Raw genomic sequence first — 25,250 nt, 5'->3', positions numbered from 1 at the left:
GAAATTTTTAACATTTTTTAACTTTAATGACAATAGGTAAGGTGTGGTTTTTGCATTCATTTCAGTATCGATTATCAATAATATTTTTACTAAGACTAGGAGGATAGGAAGAAGAAAACAATTCCAAAAAAAACTATTATGGTTATCGACGAAAACATTTTGATTTCAGCGGGAGCAGAAACGAGACGTTATACCCCTTCAGAAATGATATTCTTTGAAGGAGACATTCCTAATTATTATTACCAGATTGTAAAAGGAGAAGTAAAACTCAACAATTATAATGAGGAAGGCAAAGAGTTTATTCAAAATATTTTATCCGACGGAGAAAGTTGTGGAGAATCTATTCTTTTTATAGAAAAGCCATATCCTGTGAATGCGGAAGCTATTACAGAATGCAGTATTCTGAGACTTCATAAATCTGCTTTTTTCAATCTGTTGAATCAATCTCCTGAATTATATATGGAGGTAAACAGTTTTCTTTCTGAACGCCTTTATTATAAATTCATTATGATGCAGAGTCTCTCTTCTCAAAACCCTTCTATACGGCTTAGAGGATTAATGGACTATCTTAAAAGTTCTCAAAAAGACCTGAGTCCCTATTCTTTTTTAGTTCCCTTAACTAGGCAGCAAATGGCGAGTCTTACAGGGCTTTGCGTGGAAACTGCAATAAGAACGATTAAACATATGGAAAGAGATAAAATTGTGAGAATTGAAAATCGTAAAATTCTATACTAACCTTATTTCAGGCATATTATTTGTTTTTCATTAAAAAAATCCATTGAAATTATGAAAACAATAAGCTGTATGAATATTGATGAAAATCTTTTGTACTCCTATGGCGCAGAAGACAGGATATATAAAAAAAAGAAGTTGTTTTTAAAGAAGAAGATCATGCGCTTTATTATTTTCAGATAGGTAGCGGAAAGGTGAAGCTTAATAATTATAGTGAAGAGGGAAAAGAGTTTATTCATAATATTTTAGGTAAAAATCAAAGCTTTGGGGAAGCCATGCTTTTTCTTAGTCAGGATTATCCGGTGAATGCAGTTTGTCTTGAGGCATCCAGAATTATAAGACTTCCCAAAAATAATTTTCTGGAAATGATCGATCAGCACCCCCATCTTTCTCTTGAAATGAATGCCTGTTTTTCCCAGGAAATTTATTATAAACTAAAAATGATGCAGAGCCTGGCTTCACTAAATCCCATGCATAGACTAAAAGGATTAATGGATTATCTTAAAAGCTTTCATCATGAAGATTGTCATCAGTGTTTTCACATCGCATTTACACGCCAACAGATTGCCAATCTTACAGGTCTGCGTGTAGAAACAGTGATTAGAAACCTAAAAAAGATGGAAAAAGAAGGTATACTTTCTTTAAAAGATCGTAAAATTTTATATTAAATATGATTTTAATGACTCAGATCATAAAAACGTGAGTTATTCTATTGTACATTTGGCATAGTTCTTCAACACTATTCTTAAGCCCTTAGTAAAAGGCAAGCAAAAAGCATTTCGCTTTTATTATTATTTAAAATTACCGACACCCAATTGTTGCCGTCTAATACTAGTCACGGACTGCAATAGACATCACTGAATATTAATAAAAAAATTCAGTTATGAACACTAGAAATTCGAGAAGCAGCAGCTCAAGAGGGCGTTCGCATTCGCCAGAAAACCTTGAAGAAGTATATCAATTAGGATATGATCATGGTTTTAATGATGCAACAAGAGATGAAGATTATGACGATGATTTTTCAGAATATGAAAATTATTTTGATAATGAAAATGACGATTATGATGATGATTACGATGAAGATGATTATGATGAATACGACGACGATTATGATGATGAAGATGATGAAGATTATGATGATGACGAAGAAGACGATGATGATCAGAGGGGTCGTAGAGGAGGAAGAAGCAGTTCAAGAGGCGGAAACGGCAACCAGCAGAGAGACAGCCAGGGAAGATTTACTTCCGGTAGAGGCGGTTCTCGTGGAGGAAACTCCGGTGGTAGTTCCCGAGGACGTTCAAATTCTGGTTCCGGCTCCCGATCAGGAGGCAGAGGCAGGTCATCATCGGGAGATGGTACTTCAAGAAGAGGTTTCGCTTCCATGAGCAAAGCTGAGCGTACGAGAATAGCCAGAATGGGAGGTCAGGCTTCACATGGTGGAGGCAGATCTTCGAACTCAGGTTCCGGCTCAGGAAGAGGAGGTTCATCGAGATCAGGAAACAATAGTAATAGCTCAGGAAGAGGAGGTTCAAACTCAAACTCAGGAAATTCAAGAAGAGGATTTGCTGCGATGAGTAAATCTGAGCGTACAAGAATAGCCAGAATGGGAGGCCAGGCATCCCACGGAGGCGGAAGATCTTCAGGTCGTTCCGGATTCGGAGGCAGACGTAATTCATAATTCTTTTTCCAGGATTGCCTCTTTAGACTTATATAAAGAGGTAATCCTTTAATAACAAACACCATTTACACCATGCCCAATAAAATATTAGAAACTGAAAGTGCAGTTCCTGCTACCAAGAAAGGTACGGCAGACAAAGAAACAGTCAACAAGGATGAAATGAAAAGTTCTCCGCTGCATAAGTTTTTTGTAAGTGCTCTTAAAGATATTTATTTTGCTGAAAATGCCATTCTTGAAGCGCTGGAAAAGATGCAGGAAGCCGCAACAACGGAAGAACTGAAGGATGCGTTTGAAGATCATCATCTTCAGACCCAAAAACACGTTAAGCGACTGGAAAAAGTATTCCAGCTTATTGAAGAAAAGCCCGAAAAAAAAGAATGTAAAGCTATTAAAGGAATCATCGAAGAAGGCGAAGAAGTCATCAAATCCACAGAAGATGGTTCTGCAACAAGAGATGTAGCACTAATTATTGCTGCACAGAAAGTAGAACATTACGAAATTGCCACTTACGGCGGGCTGGCCCAGCTAGCCATAACCATGGGACATGATAAGGCTGCAGACCTTCTTGAAAGAACCCTTCAGGAAGAAGAAGATACGGATTCGTATCTTACAGATATTGCGGAGACATCCATCAATTTCGATGCAGAACAAGAAGACTAAACTATGCAATAAGCCATATAGATTGTTCTATATGGCTTATTTTAATCATGAAATCAAAATATATGGACTGTCAGAAAATCATAAAAACACTGAAACACAAAGATTTTGTAAAAGTCTCCCATACAGGGACGTGTTTCGAAGATGGAGCTGCAATTTATGCTAAAGAGATCAGAGAAAATATCTTCCTGCTATTTATCATTCTGAAAGATATTGATATTGAAAATATCCAGGCGTTAATTGCTCATTTCGACTGTTTAGGCAGTATAGGCTTAAAAGAACCGGAGCAGATCATGTTTTATTTATCCATAAAAGATAAAAATGACCTTCATTATTTTGAACAGTATTTGAAAGTTTCCAATAACTAATACCATTTTTTGAATATGACATTTGAAAACGACACTTTGCAACAGTCCGAATTGAACAACAAAAATAATGCAATAGAGAATGAGTCTTTATTTCCGTCTGTTATGAATTCTTACGGAGTGACAGCTTTTCTGATCAAGTCTCTGGAAAAGATTAAGAACAATGCTACCTGTGAAGTTCTGAAAGGAGTTATAGATACTTATCTCGAAGAATATATCCTCAATATCCAGGAGTTCCACTCTAATAACACAACGAAAACTACGGATATGGATGCTGAAATAAGATATGAATCTCCCGCATTTACTTTATATGCCAAAACAGCTTATTATAAAGTTCTGAAGGAAGAAGAATATATCAACAGGATTCTTGAAATTCTGGGAAATAAGACAGATTAATTTCTGTGTCCAATGATCTACTGCTTTTGAAAGAAAATACACCAACCACAAAAAGATTATGAATATGAACACCAACGAACACAACAAGAAAGCAGAACAACTGGATGTACACAGTACTTCCAATGATAATGAAAAACTGACTACCAATCAGGGCTTAAAGATCAATAACAATCAGGATTCTTTAAAAGCCGGAGAGCGCGGCCCTTCATTACTGGAAGATTTCATTCTGAGGGAAAAGATTACCCATTTTGATCATGAAAGAATCCCTGAAAGAGTAGTTCACGCCAGAGGTTCCGGCGCGCATGGCATTTTTAAACTTACTAAAAGCCTTGCAGAGTATACCAAAGCAAAATTTTTAACAGAACTGGGAAAAGAAACACCTGTATTTGTACGGTTTTCAACTGTAGCAGGGAGTAAAGGAAGTACAGATCTTGCAAGGGATGTCCGTGGATTTGCGGTGAAATTCTATACTGAAGAAGGAAATTATGACCTGGTGGCCAATAATATGCCGGTATTTTTTATTCAGGATGCGATCAAGTTTCCTGATCTTGTGCATGCCGTAAAACCGGAACCAGACAATGAAATTCCGCAGGCTGCATCTGCTCATGATACATTTTGGGATTTTATTTCACTAATGCCCGAAAGTATGCACATGATTATGTGGCTAATGAGCGATAGAGCGATCCCGAGAAGTCTGAGAATGATGGAGGGCTTTGGCGTACATTCTTTTAAATTCATCAATGAGGCAGGAAAAGTACATTTTGTAAAATTCCACTTTAAGCCCAGATTAGGCGTGCATTCCGTAGCCTGGAGTGAAGCTCAGATGATTTCCGGAGTAGATTCTGACTTCCATAAACGCGATCTATGGGAAGCCATTGAAAATGGGGATTATCCGGAATGGGATTTCGGGGTACAGCTTATTCCTGAAGAAGATGAACACAAATTTGATTTTGATCTTCTTGACCCTACAAAAACTGTTCCCGAAGAAGAAGTTCCTGTAGAAATTGTTGGAACTTTAACGCTTAACAGAAATCCGGATAATTTCTTTGCAGAAACCGAGCAGATTGCTTTTCACCCGGGACATATTATTCCTGGGATTGATTTCACCAATGATCCGCTGCTGCAGGGAAGATTATTTTCATATACCGATACACAGCTTTCAAGACTGGGGTCGCCTAATTTCCATGAAATACCGATCAACAAATCCATCAATACGGTTCATAACAACCAAAGAGATGGCCATATGAGACAGCAGATCGTGAAAGGAAAAAGCAGCTATGAACCGAATTCCATAGGCGGTGGATGTCCTTTTCAGGCCATGATGTCTGAAGGCGGCTTTACCTCCCAGCAGGAAAGAGTTTCAGGAGTGAAGATCAGAGAAAGGAGTAAAAGCTTTGTAGATTATTATTCACAGGCGAAATTATTCTATAACAGCCAGTCTGCACCGGAGAAAACACACCTTCAGAATGCGTTGATCTTTGAATTGTCAAAGGTAACCCGTCCTGAGATCAGAGAAAGACTGGTAGGGCAGCTTGCCTATATTGATACAGATCTTGCATGGAAAGTAGCGGAAAAATTAGGAGTGGAAGTTAAAAAACTGGAATGGCCCAATCAAAGTCTGCCGGCGGATAGTAACATCATAGAACTTCAAAGCGAAGAAAAAGAACCACATACACAGTTTTCTGATGCTTTAAGCATGATGAATACCGTTAAAAACACGATTAAAAGCCGAAAAATAGGCTTTATTCTGGCTAACGGTGCAGATGGAGGAGCTGTCAATGATCTTAAAACAAAACTTGAAGCAGAAGGTGCCAGAGTGGAACTGATTGCAACAAGTGTTGCTCCGGTAAAACTCAATGACGGTTCCGAGCTGACTCCCAAACATTCTCTTACCAGTACGGCAAGTGTCTGTTTTGATGCTCTTACCATCTGTCCGGGAGAAAATTCCGTAAAAGAATTGATGATTGCTGAAAACAAACATCTGGTTCTGCATTTCATCAATGAAGCTTATAAACACTGTAAAGCAATTTACTTTGGAAAAGATACAGAGGTACTTTACCATAATTCCAATGTATCAGCGAAACAACATGAGGATCCTGCAATCATTACATGGGAAGACAATGATCCATCAGATAAATTCATCCAGGCTGTTGCTCAGCACAGAGTCTGGGATCTTGAAAAGGAGAGAAACGCTTAAATGATAAACACCCTTCACACCACACCAAGCAACTTGAATATTTTTATGTGAAAGCAAAGCTGCTGTCTATTTATTCAGCAGCTTTTTTTAGCTTTCTTTTTTTTAACCTCATTAAAAATTATATTATTATGGATTTTCAGAAAAATCTTTTAGAATATATAAGTCAGTCACTGATGACCACCGATGAAACCATTTCAATTGCAGAAAGTGTTACGTCAGGATGCTTGCAACTGGCTTTTTCACAGATGCCTAATGCGTCAATGTTCTACAAAGGAGGAATGACAGCCTATTCTTTGTCAGAAAAAGTAAAATTACTAAAGGTTGACAGACAGGAAGCCGAAGAATGTGACTGCGTTTCAGAGAATATTGCAGAGACGATGGCTTTAAATGTAGCAAGACTTTACGAATCCGACTGGTCTATTGCCACTACCGGCTACTGCACGCCAATCCGGAATTCAGGATATAAAATTTTTGCCTATTTCTCATTCTCTTACAAAGGTGAGATTGTCCTGACTAAAAAACTGGAATTACATCCGAAAACACAAGCTCTAAATGCCCAGCTGTATTACACGGAATTTATTCTGGGCTGTTTTAAAAGTGAGCTTAACAGGCTTTTAATCTTAAAATAAAATTTATGCAACGCAAGAATCAATTTGTACTTATTACAGGTGCTACCAGTGGTATTGGTTATGAACTCGCGAAACAGTTTGCCATGAACGGCTACGATCTTGTTATTGTAGCCAGAGACCATGAAGAACTGGTAAGAAAAGCCGAAGAATTTAAAAACCATGGAGTAAACGTGATCAGTATCTCTAAAAATCTGTTTTTAGAAGAAGAAGCGTATTCTCTTTATTCTGAATTGAAAATGAATGCAATAAGTCCTGAAATATTAGTTAATGCCGCAGGACAGGGAGTGTATGGGAAATTTCAGGATACGGATATTCATAGGGAAATAGATATTGTTCATTTAAATATTATTTCAGTTCTCATCCTTACAAAGCTTTTTATTAAGGACAGGCTTCCAAAAGGATCAGGAAAAATTCTGAATCTGGCTTCTGTGGCCAGTAAAGCTCCTGGCCCATGGCATTCGGTATACCATGCTACCAAAGCATTTGTTTTGTCGTGGTCTGAAGCCATTCGTGAAGAGCTGAAAGACTCCGGAATTACAGTGACGGCTCTTTTACCCGGCCCTACAGACACTGATTTCTTTAATAAAGCAGATATGAACCGCAGTAAAATACTGGAAGATAAAGATAGTCTGGCCTCTCCGGAAGAAGTGGCAATTGACGGCTATAACGCTCTGATGAATAATGAAGATAAAATAATTTCGGGTTTGAAAAATAAACTGTCCGTAGCGATGGCGAATCTTACAAGTGATAGTATGGCCGCTCATAGAATGGCAGAAATGCAGAAACCAATAGAATAGAGCAGAAATAAAAAGATTATGAAATGGGAAAATTAGATAACAAATCTGTTTTGATTACCGGAGCCGACAGCGGAATCGGTAAGGCAGTGGCTCTTCTTTTTGCTTTGGAAGGAGCAGACATTGCTATTATTTATCATTCAAGTGATAGTGATGCTGAAAAAACAAAAAGAGAAATTGAAAACCTGAATAGAAAATGCATCATCTTTCAAGGAGATATCAATGATTATGAATTTTGTGAAGAAACGGTAAAAGAAGTGATATCGGCATTCGGAAAAATTGATATTCTCATTAATAATGCGGGAATTCAGTTTCCTGCAGAAAGCATCGAACAGCTTGAAGAGAAAAACATCAGACAGACCTTTGATTCCAATATTGTAGGAATGATTTTATTAACTAAAGTCGTATTTCCTTATCTGAAACAAGGAAGCTGCGTAATCAATACCACTTCCGTTTCCGCTTATCAGGGACATCCTGAGCTCCTTGACTATTCTGCAACAAAAGGCGCTATTGTTTCTTTCACCCGCTCATTGGCACTGCAGGCCAAACCCAAAGGAATCAGGATTAATGCCGTTGCTCCGGGACCTGTGGCTACACCGCTTACTGAAGAAACTTTTAATGAAAAAGAAGAAAATCCCAACAAACCACCGTTGGAAAGAAATGCAACGCCTGAAGAAATAGCCTTCAGCTTTCTTTTTTTGGCAAGTCCGGATGCCTCACAAATGACAGGACAAGTACTTCATCCCAATGGAGGACTGATAGTAAACGGATAAAGTATAAAACATCAAAATATTTAAAATATGAAAACTACAGCACTTATTTTAGGCGTTATCAGCCTGTTTGCTTTTACTTCCTGCCGATGTAATATTGATGAAGACGAAAACAAGAAAAGGGATCAGAAAAGCAGTTCGTCCAATACCGATAAATCCGGTCTGCCCGAAAGTGATACCCTGAGTATCAGATAAATTAACTATAAAAAATTCTGATGATGTACAGAGACGGTGCAAGAAAAAGTATTTGGCAGGAAGAGATCAGAAAATTTTCTACAGAAACGGATCTCAGCTCATTATTTGACGTTGCCATTGTAGGAGGTGGAATTACAGGAGTTTCAACAGCACTGAAACTTCAGGAATCCGGAAAAAAATGTATTATTCTGGAAGCAGCCAATATAGGATTCGGAACTACCGGCGGTACAACGGCCCATTTAAACGATTTTTTTGATACAACCTTTAATCAGGCTATCCGCGATTTTGGGCAGACCAATGCTCAACTGTATGCACAATCCGGAACTGATGCCATCAGTATTATTGAAGATAATATTCAGAAATATCAGATCAGCTGTGATTTCACAAGAAAATCAGCTTACCTTTTTGCCCTGGATGAAAAACAGGAAGAACAGTTAAAAGACATTGTAGAAGGAGCAGCTAAAGTAGGCCACGAAATGAGTTATGTAAATGAAATTCCTTTTCCTATCCCGTTCAGAGAAGCGGTGCTTATTCCTGGTCAGGGGCATTTTCATCCGATAAAATATATTAAAAGACTTTGCGGGGCTTTTATAAAACTGGGCGGTTCTATTCTGGAAAATTGTCTTGTTGAAGAACATGATGAGCAGAAAGACAATGTTATTTTAAAAACCTCCCAGGGAGAAATACAAGCAAAACATGTAGTATATGCCACTCATATTCCGTCGGGAGTGAATCTGCTTCATTTTACTAACGCGCCTTACAGAAGCTATGTGATGGCATTTACTCTGAAAAATGATAAATATCCGCGGGAGTTAGGTTATGATCTCTGTGAACCTTATCATTATTACCGTATTCAGAATATCGATGGTGAAAACTTATTGATTGCAGGCGGTGAAGACCACAAAACAGGACATGCTGATGACACCGGAGCATGCTTCTCAAGGCTTGAAAATTATGTACGGAAATACTTTGATGTGGAAACTGTGTTCTACAGCTGGTCCAGCCAATATTACGAACCAGTAGATGGGCTTCCATACATTGGGAAATTACCAGAAACTAAGGAAAGAATTTTTGTGGCAACAGGCTTCAGAGGTAACGGAATGATATTCGGGACACTTTCCTCACAAATAATACATGATTTAATCATTACCGGAAAAAGTAAATATGGAGACTTATTTAATCCTTCAAGAATCAAACCTATTGCCGGATTTTCTGATTTTGTGAAGGAAGCAGCAACTGTGGCATTTGATTTTGTGAAAGATAAAATTTTCAAGGATAAAATTGAGTCCTTTTCAGAAGTTGGAGAAGGTGAAGCAAAAGTGATCCAATACAAATCCGAATCTTATGCACTGTACAAAGAAAATGATGGCACGTTGCATCTTCTGAGAAGTACCTGTCCACATGCAGGATGTGAAGTGCGGTGGAATAGTGCTGAACTGAGCTGGGACTGCCCATGTCACGGATCCCGGTTTAATGTTAACGGAAAAATCCTTACCGGGCCTACCACAAAGAACCTGCCAAAGGTATTTCCTTATCAAAAACGTGATTTATAAACGTTAAACCTTAAACTTTGAACCCTGAACTCTAACCTTTAAACTCCGAAATATGTCACGCAACAGCTTCCTGTATCGCAACAGCTTAAGTATTGTTCTGATTATCCTGATGATTATTTTTCTTGCAGGACAGTTATTTATGGGCTGGAAAACAGAAAATAAAGAACTTATTGAAAACGGACAGCCTGCTTTAAAGATTGGTGAATACATCCATAGCGGGCATTTTATACAGGCAACTTTTGAAAATTGGGAAAGCGAATTCCTACAGATGATGCTGTATGTTTTATTAACGATTTCCCTGAGACAAAAAGGCTCTAGTGAATCAAAATCTATGACAGAGGACGAAGATGTTGATAAAGAACCCGTACCACACCCAAAAGCACCGTGGCCTGTTAAAAAAGGAGGCATATGGCTGAAACTCTACAAACACTCTTTATCACTCGCTTTTGCCATTCTCTTTCTAGCAAGTTTTATTTTACATTTTTATGGAAGTCTTAAGGATTTCAATGATGAACAGATGATAAAAGGAAATACTGCTGTAACGGCCATTCAATATATTTCAGAATCAAGATTCTGGTTTGAATCTTTTCAAAACTGGCAGAGTGAATTCCTGGCAGTAGCTTCTCTTGTTCTTCTCTCTATATGGCTCCGCGAAAAAGGTTCTCCGGAATCAAAACCCGTTGATATGGCTCATGATGAAACCCCTTGATTTTTATTCATCTTTGGCTTTGTCTGCATAATCGCAAAATATGATGCTGTGAATGCTGACAGGCTTTGGTAACCTACTTTATAAGCTACTTCACTCAAAGTATATTGTTGGGTATCAATTAACTCAATGCTTTTTAAAATTCGGGTTAGCTGGAGGTATTTCTGTAACGTAATTCCTGTTTCATTTTTAAAAATTCTCTGGAGACTTCTCACAGACATTTGTGCTTTTTCGGCTAAAGAAACAATATCCAGATTATATTTAAAATTGGAATTAATATCATTGCACACGGGAATCAGTCTGGTGTCAGTTGGTACAGGGATTTCTAGACCGCTGCTTTCCCTGCAGAAATTAGGAAGACTTTTTAAAATAGCTCTAAAGAAGATATCCTGTTCTTCATTTTCATTCAGAGATTGGTTCCATTTTGAGGCATACAAAAGCATTTCTTTCAAAACAGGTGGAACAGCAAATACCTGAACATTCTGATAAAATTCATCTTCAAAAACAGATTTGAAAAGAAATACCATCAGATTAACGGTTTGTGCCTCTGAGGTAATTTTGTGGGCCTTTCCTGAAGGAATCCAGATGACATGATATTGTGGGACAAGATAAATTTTCCTGTCAATATGAAAATACTGATAACCTTCTTCCACAAATGTAAGCTGGGCACGGGTATGCCTGTGTTCATAATCATCGTGTTTCCAGTTTTTTTCGCACCACACATAAGCTTCTTTTTCTATAGAATCTACAAACTGGCTTTCCGTTTTTTCAATCAGTCCACATTTCATATGTCGTTTTGTATGTATATTTTGGCAAATTTAATAAAAACGACAGTAGTAATTTTGTATTATCAATGTAATAACTACATGATTAATCCAAAATATAATTTATATCTTATTCAGAATGAAAAAACTATGTCTTTTTTTTATTTTAATTTTATTATCTAATAACACTTACATCATGGCACAAGATAAAGCTAAAATATTGGTTCTTATCCATTCCGATAATGGTGGAACTTACGAATTGGCTAAAGAAATAGCCAAAGGAATGGAAATTGAAAATAATGCAGTTCCGTATATCAAATTAGTCAAAGCTTCACAAAATCCAACCCTGAAAAATCTTCCTGTAGCAACTGTAGATGAACTAACCTCGTATGATGGAATTGCTTTTGGTTCACCGGTTTATTTCGGGAATATCAGTACGGGGATGAGTGAGTTTTTATCGAAAACCGTTCCGTTGTGGACTAATCACGCTTTGGAAGGAGTTCCTGCCACTGTTTTTATGTCAGCGGGAAGCGGAGCAGGAAAAGAGCTTGCTCTTCAGGCCTTTTGGAACAGTCTTGCTGTGCACGGGATGGTATTGGTATCTAATGGAATTCGTGGAACAGAAGAGCTGAACAAATCTATTCCACAGGGGAATACGGTTTTGGGAGTTACCAGCATGGCTTCATTAAAAGATGTGGAAAGACCAACGAAAGGAGAACGAAATATTGCTGAACTTCAGGGAAGAAATTTCGCAAAAATAGCACTGGCGTTAAAGGATACTCATCTTAAGAAAACAATAGCTGCTGCTGAAAATCACCAGAATTTCAATGAAATATTGAAGCAGAAAAATATTACACTTCCACAGGTTCCAAAACCGGCAGGAAATTATCAGCCGTTTGTACGTTCCGGAAATCTGGTATTTATCAATCAGGTTGCTTTAAAAGACGGGAAAATTTTCAATCCGGGAAAATTAGGTATTGAAGTAAATGAGCAACAGGTGAAAGATGCTACAAAAGTAACCATGCTGAACGTGATTTCAGTGTTAAATGAAGCGGTTGGAGGAGATTTGAGCAAAGTAAAACAATGTGTTCAGCTTACAGGAATCTTCAATACCAAGGATGATTATACAAAACATGCAGATCTGATGAATATTGCTTCTGATCTTGCGGTTGAAGTTTTCGGGGAAAAAGGAAAACATGCCAGAGCTACTTTGGGGGCTTCTTCTATTCCTGTAGGTTCTTCAGTAGAGATTCAGGCAGTTTTTGAAGTAGAGTAGATTTTCATAATCATTAATGTTTTTTACATAAAAATCTGACAGATCTGACAGATTACACCGAGCATAAAAATCTGTGTAATCTGTAAAATCTGCGAGGGATAAAAACCGGGGTATAATTATTTTCCATTATAATTCAACGTTATCTTTGATCATAAACCTTGAAAAAATCTCAGCAATCAAAGGAATACTTTGTTTCAGCTGTTCTTCGGAAAGCGCTCCATAGCTTAATCTGAATCCATTTACATTATTTTGACTATATTGTTTAGGATGAATAATCTTAATATTTTTTTCCAGTAATAAAGTTGTTACCACATCCCAATCCAATTGTACTTTAGGAACTATCCAAAAAGCCAGACCACCTTCGGGTAGTGTAAAATCAGCAATATCTTTCATGTTTTTCTTCAACAATTCAAAAACAAAATCTCTTTTGTTCTTATAATGAACGGTTGCTTTTCTGATGTGCTTTTTTATGGCACCTTCTTTAATGAGCTGAAGAACTGCCTGTTCCATGATGACATCTCCATGCACATCAATGATCTTTCTCAGATCACCAATTCTTTTCAGCAGTTCCTGATTTTTAGTGGTCAGATAACCAATCCTCAAAGCGGGAGCTACCACCTTACTTAAAGTTCCGATATACACATAATTGTGCAGTCCGGGAAAACTTGAAATCGGGAGAATAGGACGATATCCGAAGTGAAACTCATTATCATAATCATCTTCAATGATGGTCATATTATACTGATTTGATAACTCAATCAGTTTTAATCTTCTTGAAAGGCTTAGCGTAACGGTAGTAGGATATTGCCTGTGAGGAGTAATGTATAATGCTTTTATATTTCGATGTTGTTTTAAAAGCTTTTCAACAGCCTCGACACTGATTCCTTCATGATCTACAGGTACAGACAAAAGCTGTGCTCCTGCATACTGAAACGCTTGCCATGCAGGCTGATAGCCGGGATCTTCCACAACAACCATATCACCAGGACTTAAAAGACTCTGAGCAGTAAGGAACATACCCATCTGACTGCCTCGGGTGATAGAAATTTCGTTTTCAAGAATATGCATTCCGCGCTGATGATTAAGCATCTGAGAGATCATTTTTCTAAAATCCAAATCTCCATGTTCATCTCCGTAACCCATCATCTGCCATTTGGCTTTAATACTGAAAATTTGCCTATAAGCTCTTGCCAATTCTGTTACAGGTGCAATTTTACTATCGGGATGCCCGTCATCGAAATTAATTAAAATTCCATTAGGCAAGGCCTGTAGATTTTTAGAATCCTGCAATGCATTTGCATTTTTTTCATGTAAGACAGGAAGCTTTTCTGACACGAAAATACCTTTTCTTTCTTTTGAAATTACCCATTCTTCATTGATCAACACCTGATAGGCTTCTACAACAGTGTTTCTGTTTATTTTTAACGTTTGGGCAAGGTTTCGGCTTCCGGGAAGGGCATCCCCTGCTTTTAATCTTCCTGTACGAATATCAGTGATAATAGTATCTGCAATCTGTAGATAAACTGCTTTATCAAGCTTTTTATCAATTTCTAATTCCAATTTCCAAGGCCGTAACATCTGGACTATCTATTTATGTAAAAACTGAATCATTTAAACAGTCCAAATATAGAATAATTTTGTCATGCAATAAAGCACAAAACCATAATAATTTTAAAATCATGGATAAGAAACAATTCAGTTCTAAAGATTTCCACGAAACTTTTGCAAGACCTAAGTATGTAAAAGCAAGCCATTTGATTCATAAAAATGTAGAAAATGCAGGAGAGCATAATCAGTTTTCAACAGAAAGAAAGCATCCTGTTTTCTTTGTAGATCTTCCGAGTAAGAATGTCAGTATGACGATTGGAGGTTTAACTCCCGGGCAGCAAACCAACAGACACCGCCATACTTATGAAACCGTATTATTTGTAATTGAAGGAAAAGGTTGGACAGAAGTAGAGGATGAGAGAGTATATTGGGAAGCTGGTGATGCTGTATATATTCCTTCCTGGGCCTGGCATAAACACCAGAATCTGAGCGATACCGAACCTGCCAAATATATCGCTTGTGAAAATGCTCCTCAGTTGCAGAACTTAGGAGTCGCTTTGAGAGAGGAAGAAGGAAGAGACCTCTAATATCAATATTTTAAACTTTTAAACAAAAAACATGAAAAATGTACCGTTCAAAGGGATTATAGCCTATCCTATAACCCCTTTTGATAAAAACGAAAAAGTAGATATTCCGCTTTTCAAGCATTTGGTAGAAAGACTGATCACTTCCGGAAGCCATGGTATCGCTCCATTGGGAAGTACAGGAGTCATGCCTTATCTGTCTGACGAAGAAAAAGAAGAAGTTACTGAAGCTACTTTACAGCAGGTAAAAGGTAGAATTCCGACATTGGTAGGGGTTTCTAATCTTACAACAGAAAAAACAATTCACCATGCCCAGTTCGCAGAAAAAGCTGGAGCAGATGCGGTAATGATTATCCCAATGAGTTACTGGAAGCTGACGGATGATGAAATTGTAGCGCATTATGATGCCGTAGCCCGTAAGATTTCCATTCCGATTATGGCGTACAATAATCCGGCAACAAGTGGAGTAGACATGTCCCCGGCTTTGCTGAAAAGGCTGCTTGAAATTCCCAATGTAACGATGATCAAAGAAAGTACGGGAGACATCCAGAGAATGCATTATCTAAGGCGGGAACTTGGAGAAGAGGTTGCATTCTATAACGGTTCAAATCCTTTGGCTCTGGCTGCATTTTCTGCAGGAGCGAGAGGCTGGTGCACTGCAGCTCCCAATCTCATTCCTGAATTGAATATCAGTCTTTATAATGCAGTGGAGGAAGGTGATCTTGAGAAAGCAAAAATAATTTTCTATCAGCAGTTTGATCTTTTAAAATTTATTGTGAACAAAGGATTGCCAAGAGCGGTGAAATCGGGTCTCAATATTCTGGGTGAAGATGGCGGAAATTTGAGAAGTCCTTTAAAACCTTTACACGAAAAAGAAACCGAAGAATTAAAAAATATTATTGCAACGCTTATTAATTAGTACAATCCTATGAAAAAGTCCATTTTTTATCATGCAGGATGCCCTGTATGTATCAGTGCAGAACATGATATTGTTAGCCTTATAGGTTCGGAAAATGTTGAGATTATCCATTTAGGTGATGACAAAAGCAAAATTGAAGATGCTGAAAAAGCGGGTGTAAAATCTGTACCAGCTTTAGTAACTCCCAACGGGAATGTTCTTCATATTAATTTTGGAGCGTCTATGGAGGATGTGAAAAATTAGAATTTCATTAATCTGGTATAAACGGCTCAATTTCTTGAGCCGTTTTTTATCTCGCAGATTATACAGATTACGCAGATAATTACATAGAAATCTGCTTAATTTGCAACATCTGCGAGAGATTTTTTTATTCCGGACTTTTTAAATCGTTGCATTTCCCTCAACACCGTCAGAATTATTGGTTTTGTTTCCGGTTATGGCAGAAGCTACAAAACTGAAAAGGCTTACCAGTTTCCCCGCTTTGGTATCCCAATAATAGGTTTCTTTAGGTTCTACGCGGATAATGGTAACATTTGGGTCATCTTTTCCGTCAAACCAGGCTTTAGCCAGAGGAGACCATTTATCTTCGATCGTTGCTTTATCTTTATAAACAGAAGCTTTTCCGTAAACGGAAAGATATTGGGAATCGCTGTTGTTCATAAAAAATAGTTGTACTCTACGGTCTTCTTTTATCTCAAAATTTTTGTTACTGGTACCACTGCTTATGAACCATAGATTTCCGCTGTCGTCTGTTTCCTGCAGGGTCATGGGTCTTGAATTGATGGGAGTGGTTTCCAGTTCTGTACAGAACATACATATTCTTGCATTTTCTGACAATTCTTTGATCTTTTTGATCGCTTCCAGGTGGGTAAGGTTTTCTGTTGACATATTCTTATATTTTAGTGATTGGTAAGTAGTATAAGATTCAAATACCTGACCAAAAGAGGATAAAATGTGGTATCTTACATGGATTTCTTTTAGTTTTTTTTGAAATCGCAAAGAAGCAGAATAATTTTTAATACTATATAAGATGCAAGCATTTCATCAATTTCTATCTTTTGCAGATCATACAGATTTCGCAGATGATTGTATATATCTGCATAATTAAATTCTGCAAGAGAATTAAATGTTTGATTTTAAATCTCTTGAATTCAGATATTGTCTTTTTCTGCCCATAAGTTTTCTGTAAATTTGACGAATGCAGATTTCGCCTCCCAAACACCTGGCTTCTTATATCAGACATTATATCTTTTTGGAAAATTCCCGGGAGGATATAAAAAGAATTTTCATAGCTTGCTCAGAATTTTTTATCAATATAAAAAGTACCAAACGGAATAAAGCAGGCCAAAATTACCTTCCATGTTATTTCTTTAAATTTCCAGTTCTGCTCTACGCCCACACTCAGTGTATTGAACAGGAAGAGTAGGAATAATGTTCCGTGCACAGGGCCAATGAGTCTTACCCATAAAGGATTGTCCATCCAGTATTTCATAGGGACTGCAATAAATATCAGAATCAGTAAGGAAATTCCTTCCAAAATAGCCAGAATCCTAAGCCGGCCGATTTTTGTTTTAAATAAATTGATCATAATTATCTGAAATAAGGTCTGTTTGCAAAAGGAGAAAAAGGCCACGGAATGGCAATGAAAATAATAATCAATGCGATAGAAAACCAGAGTCCCATTGTCTTAAATTGTTCTTTATCCGACAATTTTCTTTTGGCTAATGCAGAGCCGATCGTGATGATAATAATGGCTGTAATCATCAGCGAAATATGGATTAGTCCGAAAAATACATGTTCCAAAGAGTCTTTGGCTTCGTTAAAATTTTTCCAGAAGTATCGGATCATCGGGCTTTTAAAATAAAATATAATTCCTATGGCCAGCTGAATATGAGCTATCGTTGCAGTCCAGTGCCTTACCTTGTTATCTGCTCCTGTAAATTTTCTGTTGGAAGAATATCCTTTGAAAGAACGATAAATTGCATAAATCAAGCTTATTAAGACCAACCATCGGGTGAGGGAATGTAAAAAAGTAAGGGTTTGATACATCGTTTTTTTTTGAACACAACAAAGGTAAAATAAAAACATACTGCTTAGTATGTTTTTTGAGAAAAAATTATTGAAGCGTGTTGAAATAAGACTTAAGTCCTTTTAAATAAATAAGATATACTTCTTTTGAATTTTCTAACTTACCCAGATTTCTTATTCCCCAATAGCCTGAAATAACAAAAACACTTACTTCTTTTGCATTTACTTCTTTGTTGATGATTCCTGCTTCTTTACCTTTCTCAATACTTTCTGCAAGAGCCTGTTCCCATTCTTTTGAAAGTTCATGCAAAGCCTGTGTAAAAGCATGATGCCATGGTGCCATTTGCTGTACGAAATTTGAAGTAGGGCAGCCATATTCCACTTTTAAAAAGTCGTTTTCAATCAGTAAATGGAACATGATATCATAAATACTGTCTAAAGGATTCTGACTGTTTTGAAGAGAGTTTATGAAAATCTTTCTGAAATTGGGCTTCATCAGATCCGTAATAATAGCGAGTCCCATATCATCCTTGGTTTTAAAATGATAATAAAAAGCACCCTTCGTCACCTGAGTCGTTGCGATAATTTCATCAATGCTTGTAGTCTGAAAACCTTTCACATAGATCAATTCGAATGCTTTCTGGAGAATAGTAAGACGGGTTGCTTCTGATTTCTTCATTAAAACTGATGATAATATTTTACAAAGGAACACATTTTAAATGTAAAATAAAACTATCATTATTCTGATACTTTGATACAATTTAAATAATTTTTATAATACAGATATTCGTCGGAACTTTGCCTTGTTAATCTCAACAAATTACAAGACAATGAACTTTCAAAAAGAAATACAGATCAATACCGCATCAAAGACTGTTAAAAAAGGTCTTCCTGCAGCACTTTGGGCATTAACGATAAGTGCCTTTGGAATTGGAACTACAGAATTTGTTATTGTAGGCCTGCTTCCCACAGTAGCTTCTGACCTTGGAATTACTATTCCTTCTGCAGGGCTACTGGTAAGTCTTTATGCGATAGGAGTAGCTATCGGAGCACCGATATTAACGGCATTAACAGGGAAAGTACCACGCAAAATGCTTCTGGTTTCCATTATGATGCTATTTGTTATTGGAAACGGACTGGCGTCTATAGCTCCCAGCTTTATAACATTAATTCTGGCAAGAATACTTACGGGGTTGGCCCATGGAGTTTATTTTTCCATAGGTTCTACCATTGCAGCTTCGCTGGTCTCTGAAGAGAAGAGAGCCACAGCCATTTCTATTATGTTTGCCGGACTTACTCTTGCGATTGTAACAGGAGTTCCACTGGGAACATTTATAGGACAGCATTTCGGATGGAGAGCAACTTTCATAGGGGTTTCAATCCTTGGAATTATAGGGTTGGTCGCCAGTTTGTTATTAGTTCCAAATAACCTTAAAAATGGGAAAACCACATCTTTAAAAAGTCAGTTTAAAGTATTGGGAAACAAACGTTTGATTTTTGCTTTTTTAATGACTGCGATGGGGTATGGAGGTACGTTTGTAGTATTTACCTATCTGTCACCTATTTTACAGAAAATTACGGGATTTCAGGAATCTACGGTCACTTTTATCCTTTTGATTTATGGAATTGCCATTGCTTTAGGAAACCTCATTGGTGGGAAAGTTGCGAATAAAAATCCTCTGAAAGCTCTTTTATGGATGTTTGCGGCACAGGGATTGGTATTGCTTGCGTTTTATTTTACAGTAAGCAGTCCGGTTTTAAGCATCATTACTCTTTTTCTTTTAGGAGCTTTATCATTTGCTTCTGTTCCCGGACTTCAGTTATTGGTGGTACAGATTGCTGAAAAAGAAGTCCCGGGAACTGAGGATGTAGCTTCAGGGATCAATATTGCGGCTTTTAATATCGGTATTGCAATCGGATCTTATGCTGGAGGAATCATTGTTACCTCTTCCTTAGGTTTGGCAAGTACGCCATGGATAGGTGCTTTATTTCTGTTGGTTACGGTATTGATTACAGTCTACAGTATTCGTTTAAGCAAGAAAAATTAAGATTTCACGAATCGTTTTTATAATAATTTCTAAGCTATGCTTCATAGCGAAAACTACAAATCAGGATGTTAGAGGCATGTAAATGATGGTTTTATAAAGGCAGATTTTTATCTGCCTTTTATTTTTTCTTAAAATATTTTCAGTTTAAAAAAATCTCTTTAATTCTGATTATGTAGCATGTATAAAATTACAATTTTCTGATTATAGAATAGACTTCGTTATTTAAATTGTATTAATTGAAATTATTGAAAATCAATTATTTAACATAAAATAATAATTCATTTCTGAGATAAATTATTGTGTACATTTATATTCAAATTTAAAAACACAAATAATGAAAATTTTAAAAAATTATCCCGAAACGAACTTAAAGCGGTAAAAGCAAGTTAAGCTTGGATTGCCGAAACTTCTTGCGGTATAACAGCTATGACGACTCAGGACTGGACACCACAACAAGCAACAGAATGGCGTGAAAGGGTTGAAGCTATTAACTGTAAAACACCTATCTTTTCCGGCTCTGATCCTAAACATCTTGCAGCTAATTAATTAATGTAAATTGAAGCACTTATAGTGTAAGATATTTGATTATAAGTGCTATTTAAAAATGAAATCTCGCCTATGGATTGCCATAAAAAGTTACTTCAACTATTCATTCTGTTGTATAGTGTTTTATCCTATAGCCAATCATACAAACAAGATACTTTACGTGGTGAGTTCACATATATGTTAAGAGCCAAATTTGATACGCGAACAGATAACAAATATGAAGACCAATTTTTGTTACAAATAGGTGATAATTGTGCATTTTTTGCAAATACAGTATCACTTAAAGGAGATTCAGTAATGGCAAACTCAGGAACAACAACAAATAATCCAGATGGAAGTATAACACTGGGTTGGAAAAAAGGAACGGTAATTCCAAAAACAGACTTTAACTTTACCATTATACAAACTCATGAAAACATACAATATTTTGATTCAGTTTTCATGTCATTGTTCACCTATAAAGAACCCGTGATAAAGAACTGGAAGCTTATAAATGAAACTAAAGTAATCAATACGATTAATTGTAAAAAAGCGGAAGTTACCTTTAAAGGAAGAAACTGGATTGCATGGTATGCTCCTGAAATTCCGTTTCCGTACGGGCCAATGAAATTCAGTGGATTACCTGGTTTAATCATAAAAATCACCGATGAAAAAGGAGATTATGATTTTGAATTGGTAAAATCTATGTCTAACTCTCAATTAAAAAATAAACGAATCAATATGAAGAAAAGCAGATACACCGGAGCTGCAGAAACCACACAGACAAAATTAAAACAGGCACAAAGTAATGCTGAAACGAATGCAGCAGGTGTACTTGCTAGTTATGGAACTACCATTATAAAAGGACAGGAAATACTGAAGAAAAGAGAAAAAGAAAGAAAAGAGAATAAGAAATATGAAAATCCACTGGAGTTAACACCTTAAGTGATCATATTTCATAAATTTCTTCATCTGTAAATACAAAAAATGTGCTTTTCTTAGGCAGGTTTTTTGTATCTAGTCCTGTGAATTCGCTGAAAGCAGGTAATAATAATTGATTGTTGCTGAGAGCAAAACATGGAAGTCTGATGTTTTTAACAGCAGAATTCAGCACAATTCCTGGGTGGATATGTCCGGTAATCTGGAATCCGGATGCTGTTGCATCAAAATCATGAATAAAAGTGATGCCTTCTATTTCAAGTAATTCAGATTTATAATTAAAGCATAACTTTTCTTCCAGAGGTTTTGAGATCCGGTCATGATTTCCCTCAATAAGATAAAACTTTATATCTGGATACTGATTTTTCCACCTGCAGAATTCATCTACATCAGAATTGTCTCCGGCATGAAGTAGATCTCCGACTACAATAAATTTTTCAGGCTGAAAATATGCAATCAGCGCTGACAATCTTTCCATATCACTTTTCATAATATGATTGGCCAGTGCAATGCCGTTTTTACGAAAATGAGCGGTTTTTCCAATATGCAGATCAGATAGAATCAAGGCTTTTTCTTTTTGCCAGAATGCTGCCCGCTGGTTGGTGAGAATGAAACTTTCGTTTTGGATGGAAATATTTTTAGTTGCTATCAACACTTAATAAATTGAAAATTGAAGGTTTAAAGTTAATCTATTTAAACCAGATCAGCTAACTTTCCTGCTTACATGAAATTTCTCATCAAAAATATAAGTCAGTGGAAAACCAGTAGCAATTTCTCTTTCTAAAATTTCTTCAGGAGAAAGATGTTCCAGATACATGATAAGCGCTCGTAGACTGTTGCCATGCGCTACAATTAATACATTTTCCCCTTGTTTCAGCAACGGCCTTATCTGGCTTTCAAAATAAGGGATTACTCTGTTGTAAGTATCTTTAAGGCTTTCTCCACCTGGTGGAACTACATCAAATGATCTGCGCCAGGTATGAACCTGTTCATCACCATATTTCAGAGCCGTTTCTGCTTTGTTGAGCCCTTCCAGATTTCCGTAAGAACGTTCATTTAATGCTTTATCTTTAACGACAGGAATATCCGGATTTCCTATTTCATCCAGAATGACAGAGAGGGTATGCTGGGCTCTGATCAGGGCAGAAGTGAATGCTATATCTATTCTTTCTCCTCTCAGCGCAATACCTGCTTTTTTTGCTTCTTCAATACCGGTTTCAGTTATATCGATATCTTTCCACCCTGTAAATCTGTTTTCCAGATTCCAGAGTGACTGTCCGTGACGGACTAAGAACAATTTTTCCATTTTTAAATTTTATTTCAACTTCTAAGAAGGTATACTCTAAGTTACGATGATTATTTAAACTTATCAAGAAAATTAACGTAGAATATTAGGTAATGAATAAGATTTAAAATAGCGTGGATTTATTGAGAAAAATATTGAATTAATCATCAAATATCACTTATATCAGACAGTTTCAGCATTCTTTTAATTCTCGCATCCAGTCCTTCACTTGAAAGCGTTTGTCGTAAACTGTCCACTTTAATAGGAAAACTTAACGGAGTAAATGATCGGGAATATTTTAAAATAATTTCAGATTTTTCAATTCTTTTAAAAGCTTCTACAAGCCGCTGTTCCTGAAGTTGCATATTAAAAACTTCTGTATACGCCTGTTTTATTAAAAAATGATTGGAATCATGGTCTTCCAATACTTTAAAAATCAGTCCGGCAGAACTCTGTAATGATTTGTTAGAACGTTGTTGCCCGGCATAATTTTGAATTACCATTCCTGAAATCACTGCAATATCCCTAAATTTTCTCCTTGCCATTTCCGCAGAATTGATACTTGCGATCACATCATTCATCAGATTCTCTCTGCTTAAAATCTGTTGAAGATTGTCTTCATTTAAAGGAATTTCTTTATCACTGAACAGTTCAAATCCATAATCATTCATCGCCATAGAAAAGGATATTGGAGCCAGTTTCGAGATCCGATAGGCAATCAGGGCAGCCATTACTTCATGAACCAGACGTCCTTCAAAAGGATACATAAACAAATGATATCCTTCACGGTTTTTGATCAATTCCACCAGAAACTCATCTTCTTTTGGAATATGGGAGTTTTTTTCCTGGTTCTTTAAAAGTGGGTGTAAAAATTTAAGCTCTTTTTCCGAAGCTTTCGGATTTAAGGCATGTGACAGTTTTTCTCTAAGAAAATGCCCCAGATTGGAGCTCAAAGGAAGCCTTCCGCCAAGATAGCTCGGAACCAGGGCTCTTCCTTTAGCTGCTCTTACATATACCGTCATATCTTTAATGATAACAACTTCCAGTGTACGTCCGGCCAGAATAAATTTTTCTTCTTTTTTTAATTTTGAAATAAAATATTCTTCAATCATTCCGATATAGCCACCGGAAATAAATTTTACCTTCAACATGGCATCACTCACAATCACACCCATATTCATCCGGTGGAGCATAGCGATTTTTCTTGAAGTTACTTTATAAAGACCATCTTCCATAATGACGATTTTATGAAACTCTTCATAGCTTTTCAACACACTGCCGCCAATCGTAAGAAATTCCAGGATGCTTTTCCATTCTTCATCCAGCATTTCCTGAAAGGCATATACTTTTTTAATTCTTGGGTACAGTTCATCAGGATAAAAGCCGTCTCCAACCGCCAATGTCATCAGAAACTGAACCAGCACATCGAAACATAAAACCTGTGGCTCTCTGGGCTCAACCACTTTCTGTTTTACAGCTTCTTTTAGAGCTGAAACCTCGATCAGTTCCAAAGAATGGGTGGGAACACAATAGATTTTTGAAGTTTCAAAAGGAGAGTGGCCACTACGTCCGGCTCTTTGAAGAAAGCGTGCAACGCCTTTGGCAGAACCAATTTGAATAACCGTGTCTACAGGTTTAAAATCAATTCCGAGGTCTAAAGATGATGTGGAAACCACAGCTTTTAATTTTCCTGAACTTAAATTTTCTTCAATCCAAATTCTTAAATGAGCATCAATGGAACTGTGATGGATAGCGATCTGACCTGCAAAATCAGGATAAGCATCGAGTAAAAGCTGATACCACATTTCACTCTGACTTCTGGTATTCGTAAATACAATGGTAGATTTTGATTCCAGAATAATAGGAACAACTTTATCTGCAAGTTTGTTTCCCAGATGTCCTGCCCATGGCAATATCTCGATTTCATCCGGGAACACCGGCAAAATATCTATTTTCTTATGTTCTTTGGCTGTAATTTTTGTCTTTTTAATATCATACGGAATAAGCACTTCCATGGCTTCATCCAGATTTCCGATGGTTGCGGTGATTCCCCATATTTTGATCTTCGGAACATATTTTTTAAGCTGAGAGATACCAAGTTCTACCATGACACCACGCTTTGAACCCAATAATTCATGCCATTCATCCACTGCTACACATTTCATATCCCGGAAAAATGTTTCATTATTTTTTTGTGTCAGAAGCAGATGAAGGCTTTCAGGAGTTACAACAAGAATTTCAGGCATCTTTTTTACCTGCTGTTGTCTAACTTTCGGATCCGTATCTCCGTTTCTTACGCCTACAGCCCAATCAAGCCCGATTTCATCAATGGCTTCCTGCATCGCTTTTGCAATATCTTTGGACAAAGATCGGAGTGGCGTGATCCAGATCATTTTTAATCCTTTCTTATATTGTTCAGGATGATTCAGAAAATCTGAAATTAAGGCTAAAAAAACAGAAAAAGTTTTTCCAAAACCCGTAGGAGCAACCACCATTCCGCTGTATCCGTTTCCAAATTTTTTCCAGGTTTCCAGCTGAAATCTGAAAGGGGCAATACCTTTATCCGTCATCCATTGCTGAATGATCTTTAGTCCGTTGGTATGTTCGAAAGCTGCCAATTTTATTTTTTATTTTGTTTTAACGCAAAAGGGGCTAAGAATTT

General features: G+C 36.9%; 28 protein-coding genes. 19 read left to right on the top strand and 9 right to left on the bottom strand.

Annotated elements, in window-relative coordinates; all coding sequences use genetic code 11:
* The first annotated feature begins 138 nt into the window (after positions 1 to 138).
* The 13 genes from KBP46_RS03395 (at position 139) to KBP46_RS03335 (ending at position 10,675) form a co-directional block, all read left to right on the top strand.
* Complete coding sequence (locus KBP46_RS03395) at positions 139 to 735, top strand: Crp/Fnr family transcriptional regulator (RefSeq protein WP_120231082.1); 597 nt, start codon at positions 139 to 141, stop codon at positions 733 to 735.
* A 176-nt stretch (positions 736 to 911) separates the two neighbouring features.
* Complete coding sequence (locus KBP46_RS03390) at positions 912 to 1,400, top strand: Crp/Fnr family transcriptional regulator (RefSeq protein ID WP_301285854.1); 489 nt, start codon at positions 912 to 914, stop codon at positions 1,398 to 1,400.
* Positions 1,401 to 1,615: 215 nt separating this feature from the next.
* On the top strand, positions 1,616 to 2,410 hold the full coding sequence (locus KBP46_RS03385) for a KGG domain-containing protein (protein WP_062669673.1): 795 nt from the start codon (positions 1,616 to 1,618) through the stop codon (positions 2,408 to 2,410).
* 72 nt (positions 2,411 to 2,482) lie between these two features.
* A complete protein-coding gene (locus KBP46_RS03380; RefSeq protein WP_120231083.1) occupies positions 2,483 to 3,070 on the top strand; it encodes a ferritin-like domain-containing protein in 588 nt (195 codons plus the stop codon).
* Positions 3,071 to 3,132: 62 nt separating this feature from the next.
* Positions 3,133 to 3,435, top strand: coding sequence for a hypothetical protein (locus KBP46_RS03375; RefSeq protein WP_131797461.1), 303 nt, complete (start codon positions 3,133 to 3,135; stop codon positions 3,433 to 3,435).
* A gap of 15 nt (positions 3,436 to 3,450) precedes the next feature.
* Positions 3,451 to 3,828 (top strand): hypothetical protein, encoded by a 378-nt coding sequence (locus KBP46_RS03370; protein ID WP_062669667.1) that lies wholly within the window; start codon positions 3,451 to 3,453, stop codon positions 3,826 to 3,828.
* A gap of 58 nt (positions 3,829 to 3,886) precedes the next feature.
* Positions 3,887 to 6,025, top strand: coding sequence for a catalase (locus KBP46_RS03365; RefSeq protein WP_216444633.1), 2,139 nt, complete (start codon positions 3,887 to 3,889; stop codon positions 6,023 to 6,025).
* Positions 6,026 to 6,153: 128 nt separating this feature from the next.
* Positions 6,154 to 6,654, top strand: a complete 501-nt coding sequence (locus tag KBP46_RS03360) for a CinA family protein (RefSeq protein ID WP_047430617.1) — start codon at positions 6,154 to 6,156, stop codon at positions 6,652 to 6,654.
* 5 nt (positions 6,655 to 6,659) lie between these two features.
* The gene (locus KBP46_RS03355; RefSeq protein WP_062669663.1) at positions 6,660 to 7,451 is read left to right on the top strand and encodes an SDR family oxidoreductase; all 792 of its coding nucleotides are present in this window, start codon (positions 6,660 to 6,662) and stop codon (positions 7,449 to 7,451) included.
* Positions 7,452 to 7,474: 23 nt separating this feature from the next.
* Positions 7,475 to 8,221, top strand: coding sequence for an SDR family oxidoreductase (locus KBP46_RS03350; RefSeq protein WP_216444632.1), 747 nt, complete (start codon positions 7,475 to 7,477; stop codon positions 8,219 to 8,221).
* 27 nt (positions 8,222 to 8,248) lie between these two features.
* Positions 8,249 to 8,413 carry a hypothetical protein gene (locus KBP46_RS03345; RefSeq protein WP_157885741.1) on the top strand — a complete coding sequence of 55 codons (165 nt, stop codon included), beginning with the start codon at positions 8,249 to 8,251 and terminating at the stop codon, positions 8,411 to 8,413.
* 20 nt (positions 8,414 to 8,433) lie between these two features.
* Positions 8,434 to 9,966, top strand: a complete 1,533-nt coding sequence (locus KBP46_RS03340) for an FAD-dependent oxidoreductase (RefSeq protein WP_216444631.1) — start codon at positions 8,434 to 8,436, stop codon at positions 9,964 to 9,966.
* Positions 9,967 to 10,018: 52 nt separating this feature from the next.
* Complete coding sequence (locus KBP46_RS03335) at positions 10,019 to 10,675, top strand: DUF6766 family protein (protein ID WP_062669656.1); 657 nt, start codon at positions 10,019 to 10,021, stop codon at positions 10,673 to 10,675.
* Here KBP46_RS03335 and KBP46_RS03330 read toward each other — a convergent pair.
* Positions 10,657 to 11,460: an AraC family transcriptional regulator gene (locus KBP46_RS03330; protein ID WP_216444630.1), complete on the bottom strand. Its 804-nt coding sequence runs from the start codon at positions 11,458 to 11,460 to the stop codon at positions 10,657 to 10,659. The two genes, KBP46_RS03335 and KBP46_RS03330, sit on opposite strands and share 19 nt — an antisense overlap.
* A gap of 172 nt (positions 11,461 to 11,632) precedes the next feature.
* On the opposite strand from KBP46_RS03330, the gene KBP46_RS03325 reads away from it, so the two are divergent.
* The gene (locus tag KBP46_RS03325) at positions 11,633 to 12,712 is read left to right on the top strand and encodes an Atu1372/SO_1960 family protein (RefSeq protein WP_253297183.1); all 1,080 of its coding nucleotides are present in this window, start codon (positions 11,633 to 11,635) and stop codon (positions 12,710 to 12,712) included.
* 126 nt (positions 12,713 to 12,838) lie between these two features.
* Here the strand turns inward: KBP46_RS03325 and KBP46_RS03320 are convergent, their stop codons facing one another.
* Complete coding sequence (locus tag KBP46_RS03320; RefSeq protein WP_216444628.1) at positions 12,839 to 14,290, bottom strand: PLP-dependent aminotransferase family protein; 1,452 nt, start codon at positions 14,288 to 14,290, stop codon at positions 12,839 to 12,841.
* 101 nt (positions 14,291 to 14,391) lie between these two features.
* On the opposite strand from KBP46_RS03320, the gene KBP46_RS03315 reads away from it, so the two are divergent.
* Genes KBP46_RS03315 through KBP46_RS03305 form a run of 3 tightly spaced genes read left to right on the top strand, consistent with a single transcriptional unit; the run spans position 14,392 to position 16,006 of the window.
* On the top strand, positions 14,392 to 14,847 hold the full coding sequence (locus tag KBP46_RS03315) for a cupin domain-containing protein (RefSeq protein ID WP_123279713.1): 456 nt from the start codon (positions 14,392 to 14,394) through the stop codon (positions 14,845 to 14,847).
* A 31-nt stretch (positions 14,848 to 14,878) separates the two neighbouring features.
* On the top strand, positions 14,879 to 15,763 hold the full coding sequence (locus tag KBP46_RS03310; RefSeq protein ID WP_062669646.1) for a dihydrodipicolinate synthase family protein: 885 nt from the start codon (positions 14,879 to 14,881) through the stop codon (positions 15,761 to 15,763).
* A gap of 9 nt (positions 15,764 to 15,772) precedes the next feature.
* Positions 15,773 to 16,006, top strand: a complete 234-nt coding sequence (locus tag KBP46_RS03305; protein WP_120231091.1) for a thioredoxin family protein — start codon at positions 15,773 to 15,775, stop codon at positions 16,004 to 16,006.
* A gap of 138 nt (positions 16,007 to 16,144) precedes the next feature.
* Here the strand turns inward: KBP46_RS03305 and KBP46_RS03300 are convergent, their stop codons facing one another.
* The 4 genes from KBP46_RS03300 to KBP46_RS03285 all read right to left on the bottom strand — a co-directional run bounded on the left by KBP46_RS03300 (position 16,145) and on the right by KBP46_RS03285 (position 18,470).
* Positions 16,145 to 16,651: a pyridoxamine 5'-phosphate oxidase family protein gene (locus tag KBP46_RS03300; RefSeq protein ID WP_062669636.1), complete on the bottom strand. Its 507-nt coding sequence runs from the start codon at positions 16,649 to 16,651 to the stop codon at positions 16,145 to 16,147.
* Positions 16,652 to 17,060: 409 nt separating this feature from the next.
* A complete protein-coding gene (locus KBP46_RS03295; RefSeq protein WP_216444627.1) occupies positions 17,061 to 17,351 on the bottom strand; it encodes a DUF3817 domain-containing protein in 291 nt (96 codons plus the stop codon).
* A gap of 2 nt (positions 17,352 to 17,353) precedes the next feature.
* Positions 17,354 to 17,755, bottom strand: coding sequence for a hypothetical protein (locus KBP46_RS03290; RefSeq protein WP_253297182.1), 402 nt, complete (start codon positions 17,753 to 17,755; stop codon positions 17,354 to 17,356).
* Positions 17,756 to 17,879: 124 nt separating this feature from the next.
* Complete coding sequence (locus KBP46_RS03285) at positions 17,880 to 18,470, bottom strand: TetR/AcrR family transcriptional regulator (protein ID WP_062669631.1); 591 nt, start codon at positions 18,468 to 18,470, stop codon at positions 17,880 to 17,882.
* A gap of 151 nt (positions 18,471 to 18,621) precedes the next feature.
* On the opposite strand from KBP46_RS03285, the gene KBP46_RS03280 reads away from it, so the two are divergent.
* Positions 18,622 to 19,839 (top strand): MFS transporter, encoded by a 1,218-nt coding sequence (locus KBP46_RS03280; protein WP_216444625.1) that lies wholly within the window; start codon positions 18,622 to 18,624, stop codon positions 19,837 to 19,839.
* Positions 19,840 to 20,457: 618 nt separating this feature from the next.
* Positions 20,458 to 21,309: a GLPGLI family protein gene (locus KBP46_RS03275; protein WP_216444624.1), complete on the top strand. Its 852-nt coding sequence runs from the start codon at positions 20,458 to 20,460 to the stop codon at positions 21,307 to 21,309.
* Positions 21,310 to 21,313: 4 nt separating this feature from the next.
* Here the strand turns inward: KBP46_RS03275 and pdeM are convergent, their stop codons facing one another.
* The 3 genes from pdeM to KBP46_RS03260 all read right to left on the bottom strand — a co-directional run bounded on the left by pdeM (position 21,314) and on the right by KBP46_RS03260 (position 25,206).
* Positions 21,314 to 21,955, bottom strand: a complete 642-nt coding sequence (pdeM, locus tag KBP46_RS03270) for a ligase-associated DNA damage response endonuclease PdeM (RefSeq protein ID WP_216444623.1) — start codon at positions 21,953 to 21,955, stop codon at positions 21,314 to 21,316.
* Positions 21,956 to 22,006: 51 nt separating this feature from the next.
* Entirely contained in the window at positions 22,007 to 22,609 is a 603-nt protein-coding gene (locus tag KBP46_RS03265; protein WP_062669619.1) for a 2,3-diphosphoglycerate-dependent phosphoglycerate mutase, read from the bottom strand.
* 146 nt (positions 22,610 to 22,755) lie between these two features.
* Complete coding sequence (locus tag KBP46_RS03260; protein ID WP_216444622.1) at positions 22,756 to 25,206, bottom strand: ligase-associated DNA damage response DEXH box helicase; 2,451 nt, start codon at positions 25,204 to 25,206, stop codon at positions 22,756 to 22,758.
* Between the last annotated feature and the right edge of the window lie 44 nt (positions 25,207 to 25,250).

The organism is Chryseobacterium sp. PCH239 (assembly GCF_018924625.1).
In the GTDB taxonomy this organism is placed as follows: domain Bacteria; phylum Bacteroidota; class Bacteroidia; order Flavobacteriales; family Weeksellaceae; genus Chryseobacterium; species Chryseobacterium cucumeris.
Note: the sequence above shows the minus strand (reverse complement) of the source record. Positions and strands in the feature narration are given on the sequence as shown.

Excerpts from the sequence above, each read along its gene's own strand:
- KBP46_RS03325 (WP_253297183.1), top strand. The coding sequence starts at position 11,633 with ATGGCACAAGATAAAGCTAAAATATTGGTTCTTATCCATTCCGATAAT.
- KBP46_RS03285 (WP_062669631.1), bottom strand. The coding sequence starts at position 18,470 with ATGAAGAAATCAGAAGCAACCCGTCTTACTATTCTCCAGAAAGCATTC.
- KBP46_RS03315 (WP_123279713.1), top strand. The coding sequence starts at position 14,392 with ATGGATAAGAAACAATTCAGTTCTAAAGATTTCCACGAAACTTTTGCA.
- KBP46_RS03350 (WP_216444632.1), top strand. The coding sequence starts at position 7,475 with ATGGGAAAATTAGATAACAAATCTGTTTTGATTACCGGAGCCGACAGC.
- KBP46_RS03320 (WP_216444628.1), bottom strand. The coding sequence starts at position 14,290 with ATGTTACGGCCTTGGAAATTGGAATTAGAAATTGATAAAAAGCTTGAT.
- KBP46_RS03385 (WP_062669673.1), top strand. The coding sequence starts at position 1,616 with ATGAACACTAGAAATTCGAGAAGCAGCAGCTCAAGAGGGCGTTCGCAT.
- KBP46_RS03365 (WP_216444633.1), top strand. The coding sequence starts at position 3,887 with ATGAATATGAACACCAACGAACACAACAAGAAAGCAGAACAACTGGAT.
- KBP46_RS03370 (WP_062669667.1), top strand. The coding sequence starts at position 3,451 with ATGACATTTGAAAACGACACTTTGCAACAGTCCGAATTGAACAACAAA.
- KBP46_RS03300 (WP_062669636.1), bottom strand. The coding sequence starts at position 16,651 with ATGTCAACAGAAAACCTTACCCACCTGGAAGCGATCAAAAAGATCAAA.
- KBP46_RS03265 (WP_062669619.1), bottom strand. The coding sequence starts at position 22,609 with ATGGAAAAATTGTTCTTAGTCCGTCACGGACAGTCACTCTGGAATCTG.
- KBP46_RS03275 (WP_216444624.1), top strand. The coding sequence starts at position 20,458 with ATGGATTGCCATAAAAAGTTACTTCAACTATTCATTCTGTTGTATAGT.
- KBP46_RS03340 (WP_216444631.1), top strand. The coding sequence starts at position 8,434 with ATGATGTACAGAGACGGTGCAAGAAAAAGTATTTGGCAGGAAGAGATC.
- KBP46_RS03280 (WP_216444625.1), top strand. The coding sequence starts at position 18,622 with ATGAACTTTCAAAAAGAAATACAGATCAATACCGCATCAAAGACTGTT.
- KBP46_RS03295 (WP_216444627.1), bottom strand. The coding sequence starts at position 17,351 with ATGATCAATTTATTTAAAACAAAAATCGGCCGGCTTAGGATTCTGGCT.
- KBP46_RS03335 (WP_062669656.1), top strand. The coding sequence starts at position 10,019 with ATGTCACGCAACAGCTTCCTGTATCGCAACAGCTTAAGTATTGTTCTG.
- KBP46_RS03360 (WP_047430617.1), top strand. The coding sequence starts at position 6,154 with ATGGATTTTCAGAAAAATCTTTTAGAATATATAAGTCAGTCACTGATG.
- KBP46_RS03380 (WP_120231083.1), top strand. The coding sequence starts at position 2,483 with ATGCCCAATAAAATATTAGAAACTGAAAGTGCAGTTCCTGCTACCAAG.
- KBP46_RS03395 (WP_120231082.1), top strand. The coding sequence starts at position 139 with ATGGTTATCGACGAAAACATTTTGATTTCAGCGGGAGCAGAAACGAGA.
- KBP46_RS03345 (WP_157885741.1), top strand. The coding sequence starts at position 8,249 with ATGAAAACTACAGCACTTATTTTAGGCGTTATCAGCCTGTTTGCTTTT.
- KBP46_RS03355 (WP_062669663.1), top strand. The coding sequence starts at position 6,660 with ATGCAACGCAAGAATCAATTTGTACTTATTACAGGTGCTACCAGTGGT.
- KBP46_RS03305 (WP_120231091.1), top strand. The coding sequence starts at position 15,773 with ATGAAAAAGTCCATTTTTTATCATGCAGGATGCCCTGTATGTATCAGT.
- KBP46_RS03310 (WP_062669646.1), top strand. The coding sequence starts at position 14,879 with ATGAAAAATGTACCGTTCAAAGGGATTATAGCCTATCCTATAACCCCT.
- KBP46_RS03330 (WP_216444630.1), bottom strand. The coding sequence starts at position 11,460 with ATGAAATGTGGACTGATTGAAAAAACGGAAAGCCAGTTTGTAGATTCT.
- KBP46_RS03375 (WP_131797461.1), top strand. The coding sequence starts at position 3,133 with ATGGACTGTCAGAAAATCATAAAAACACTGAAACACAAAGATTTTGTA.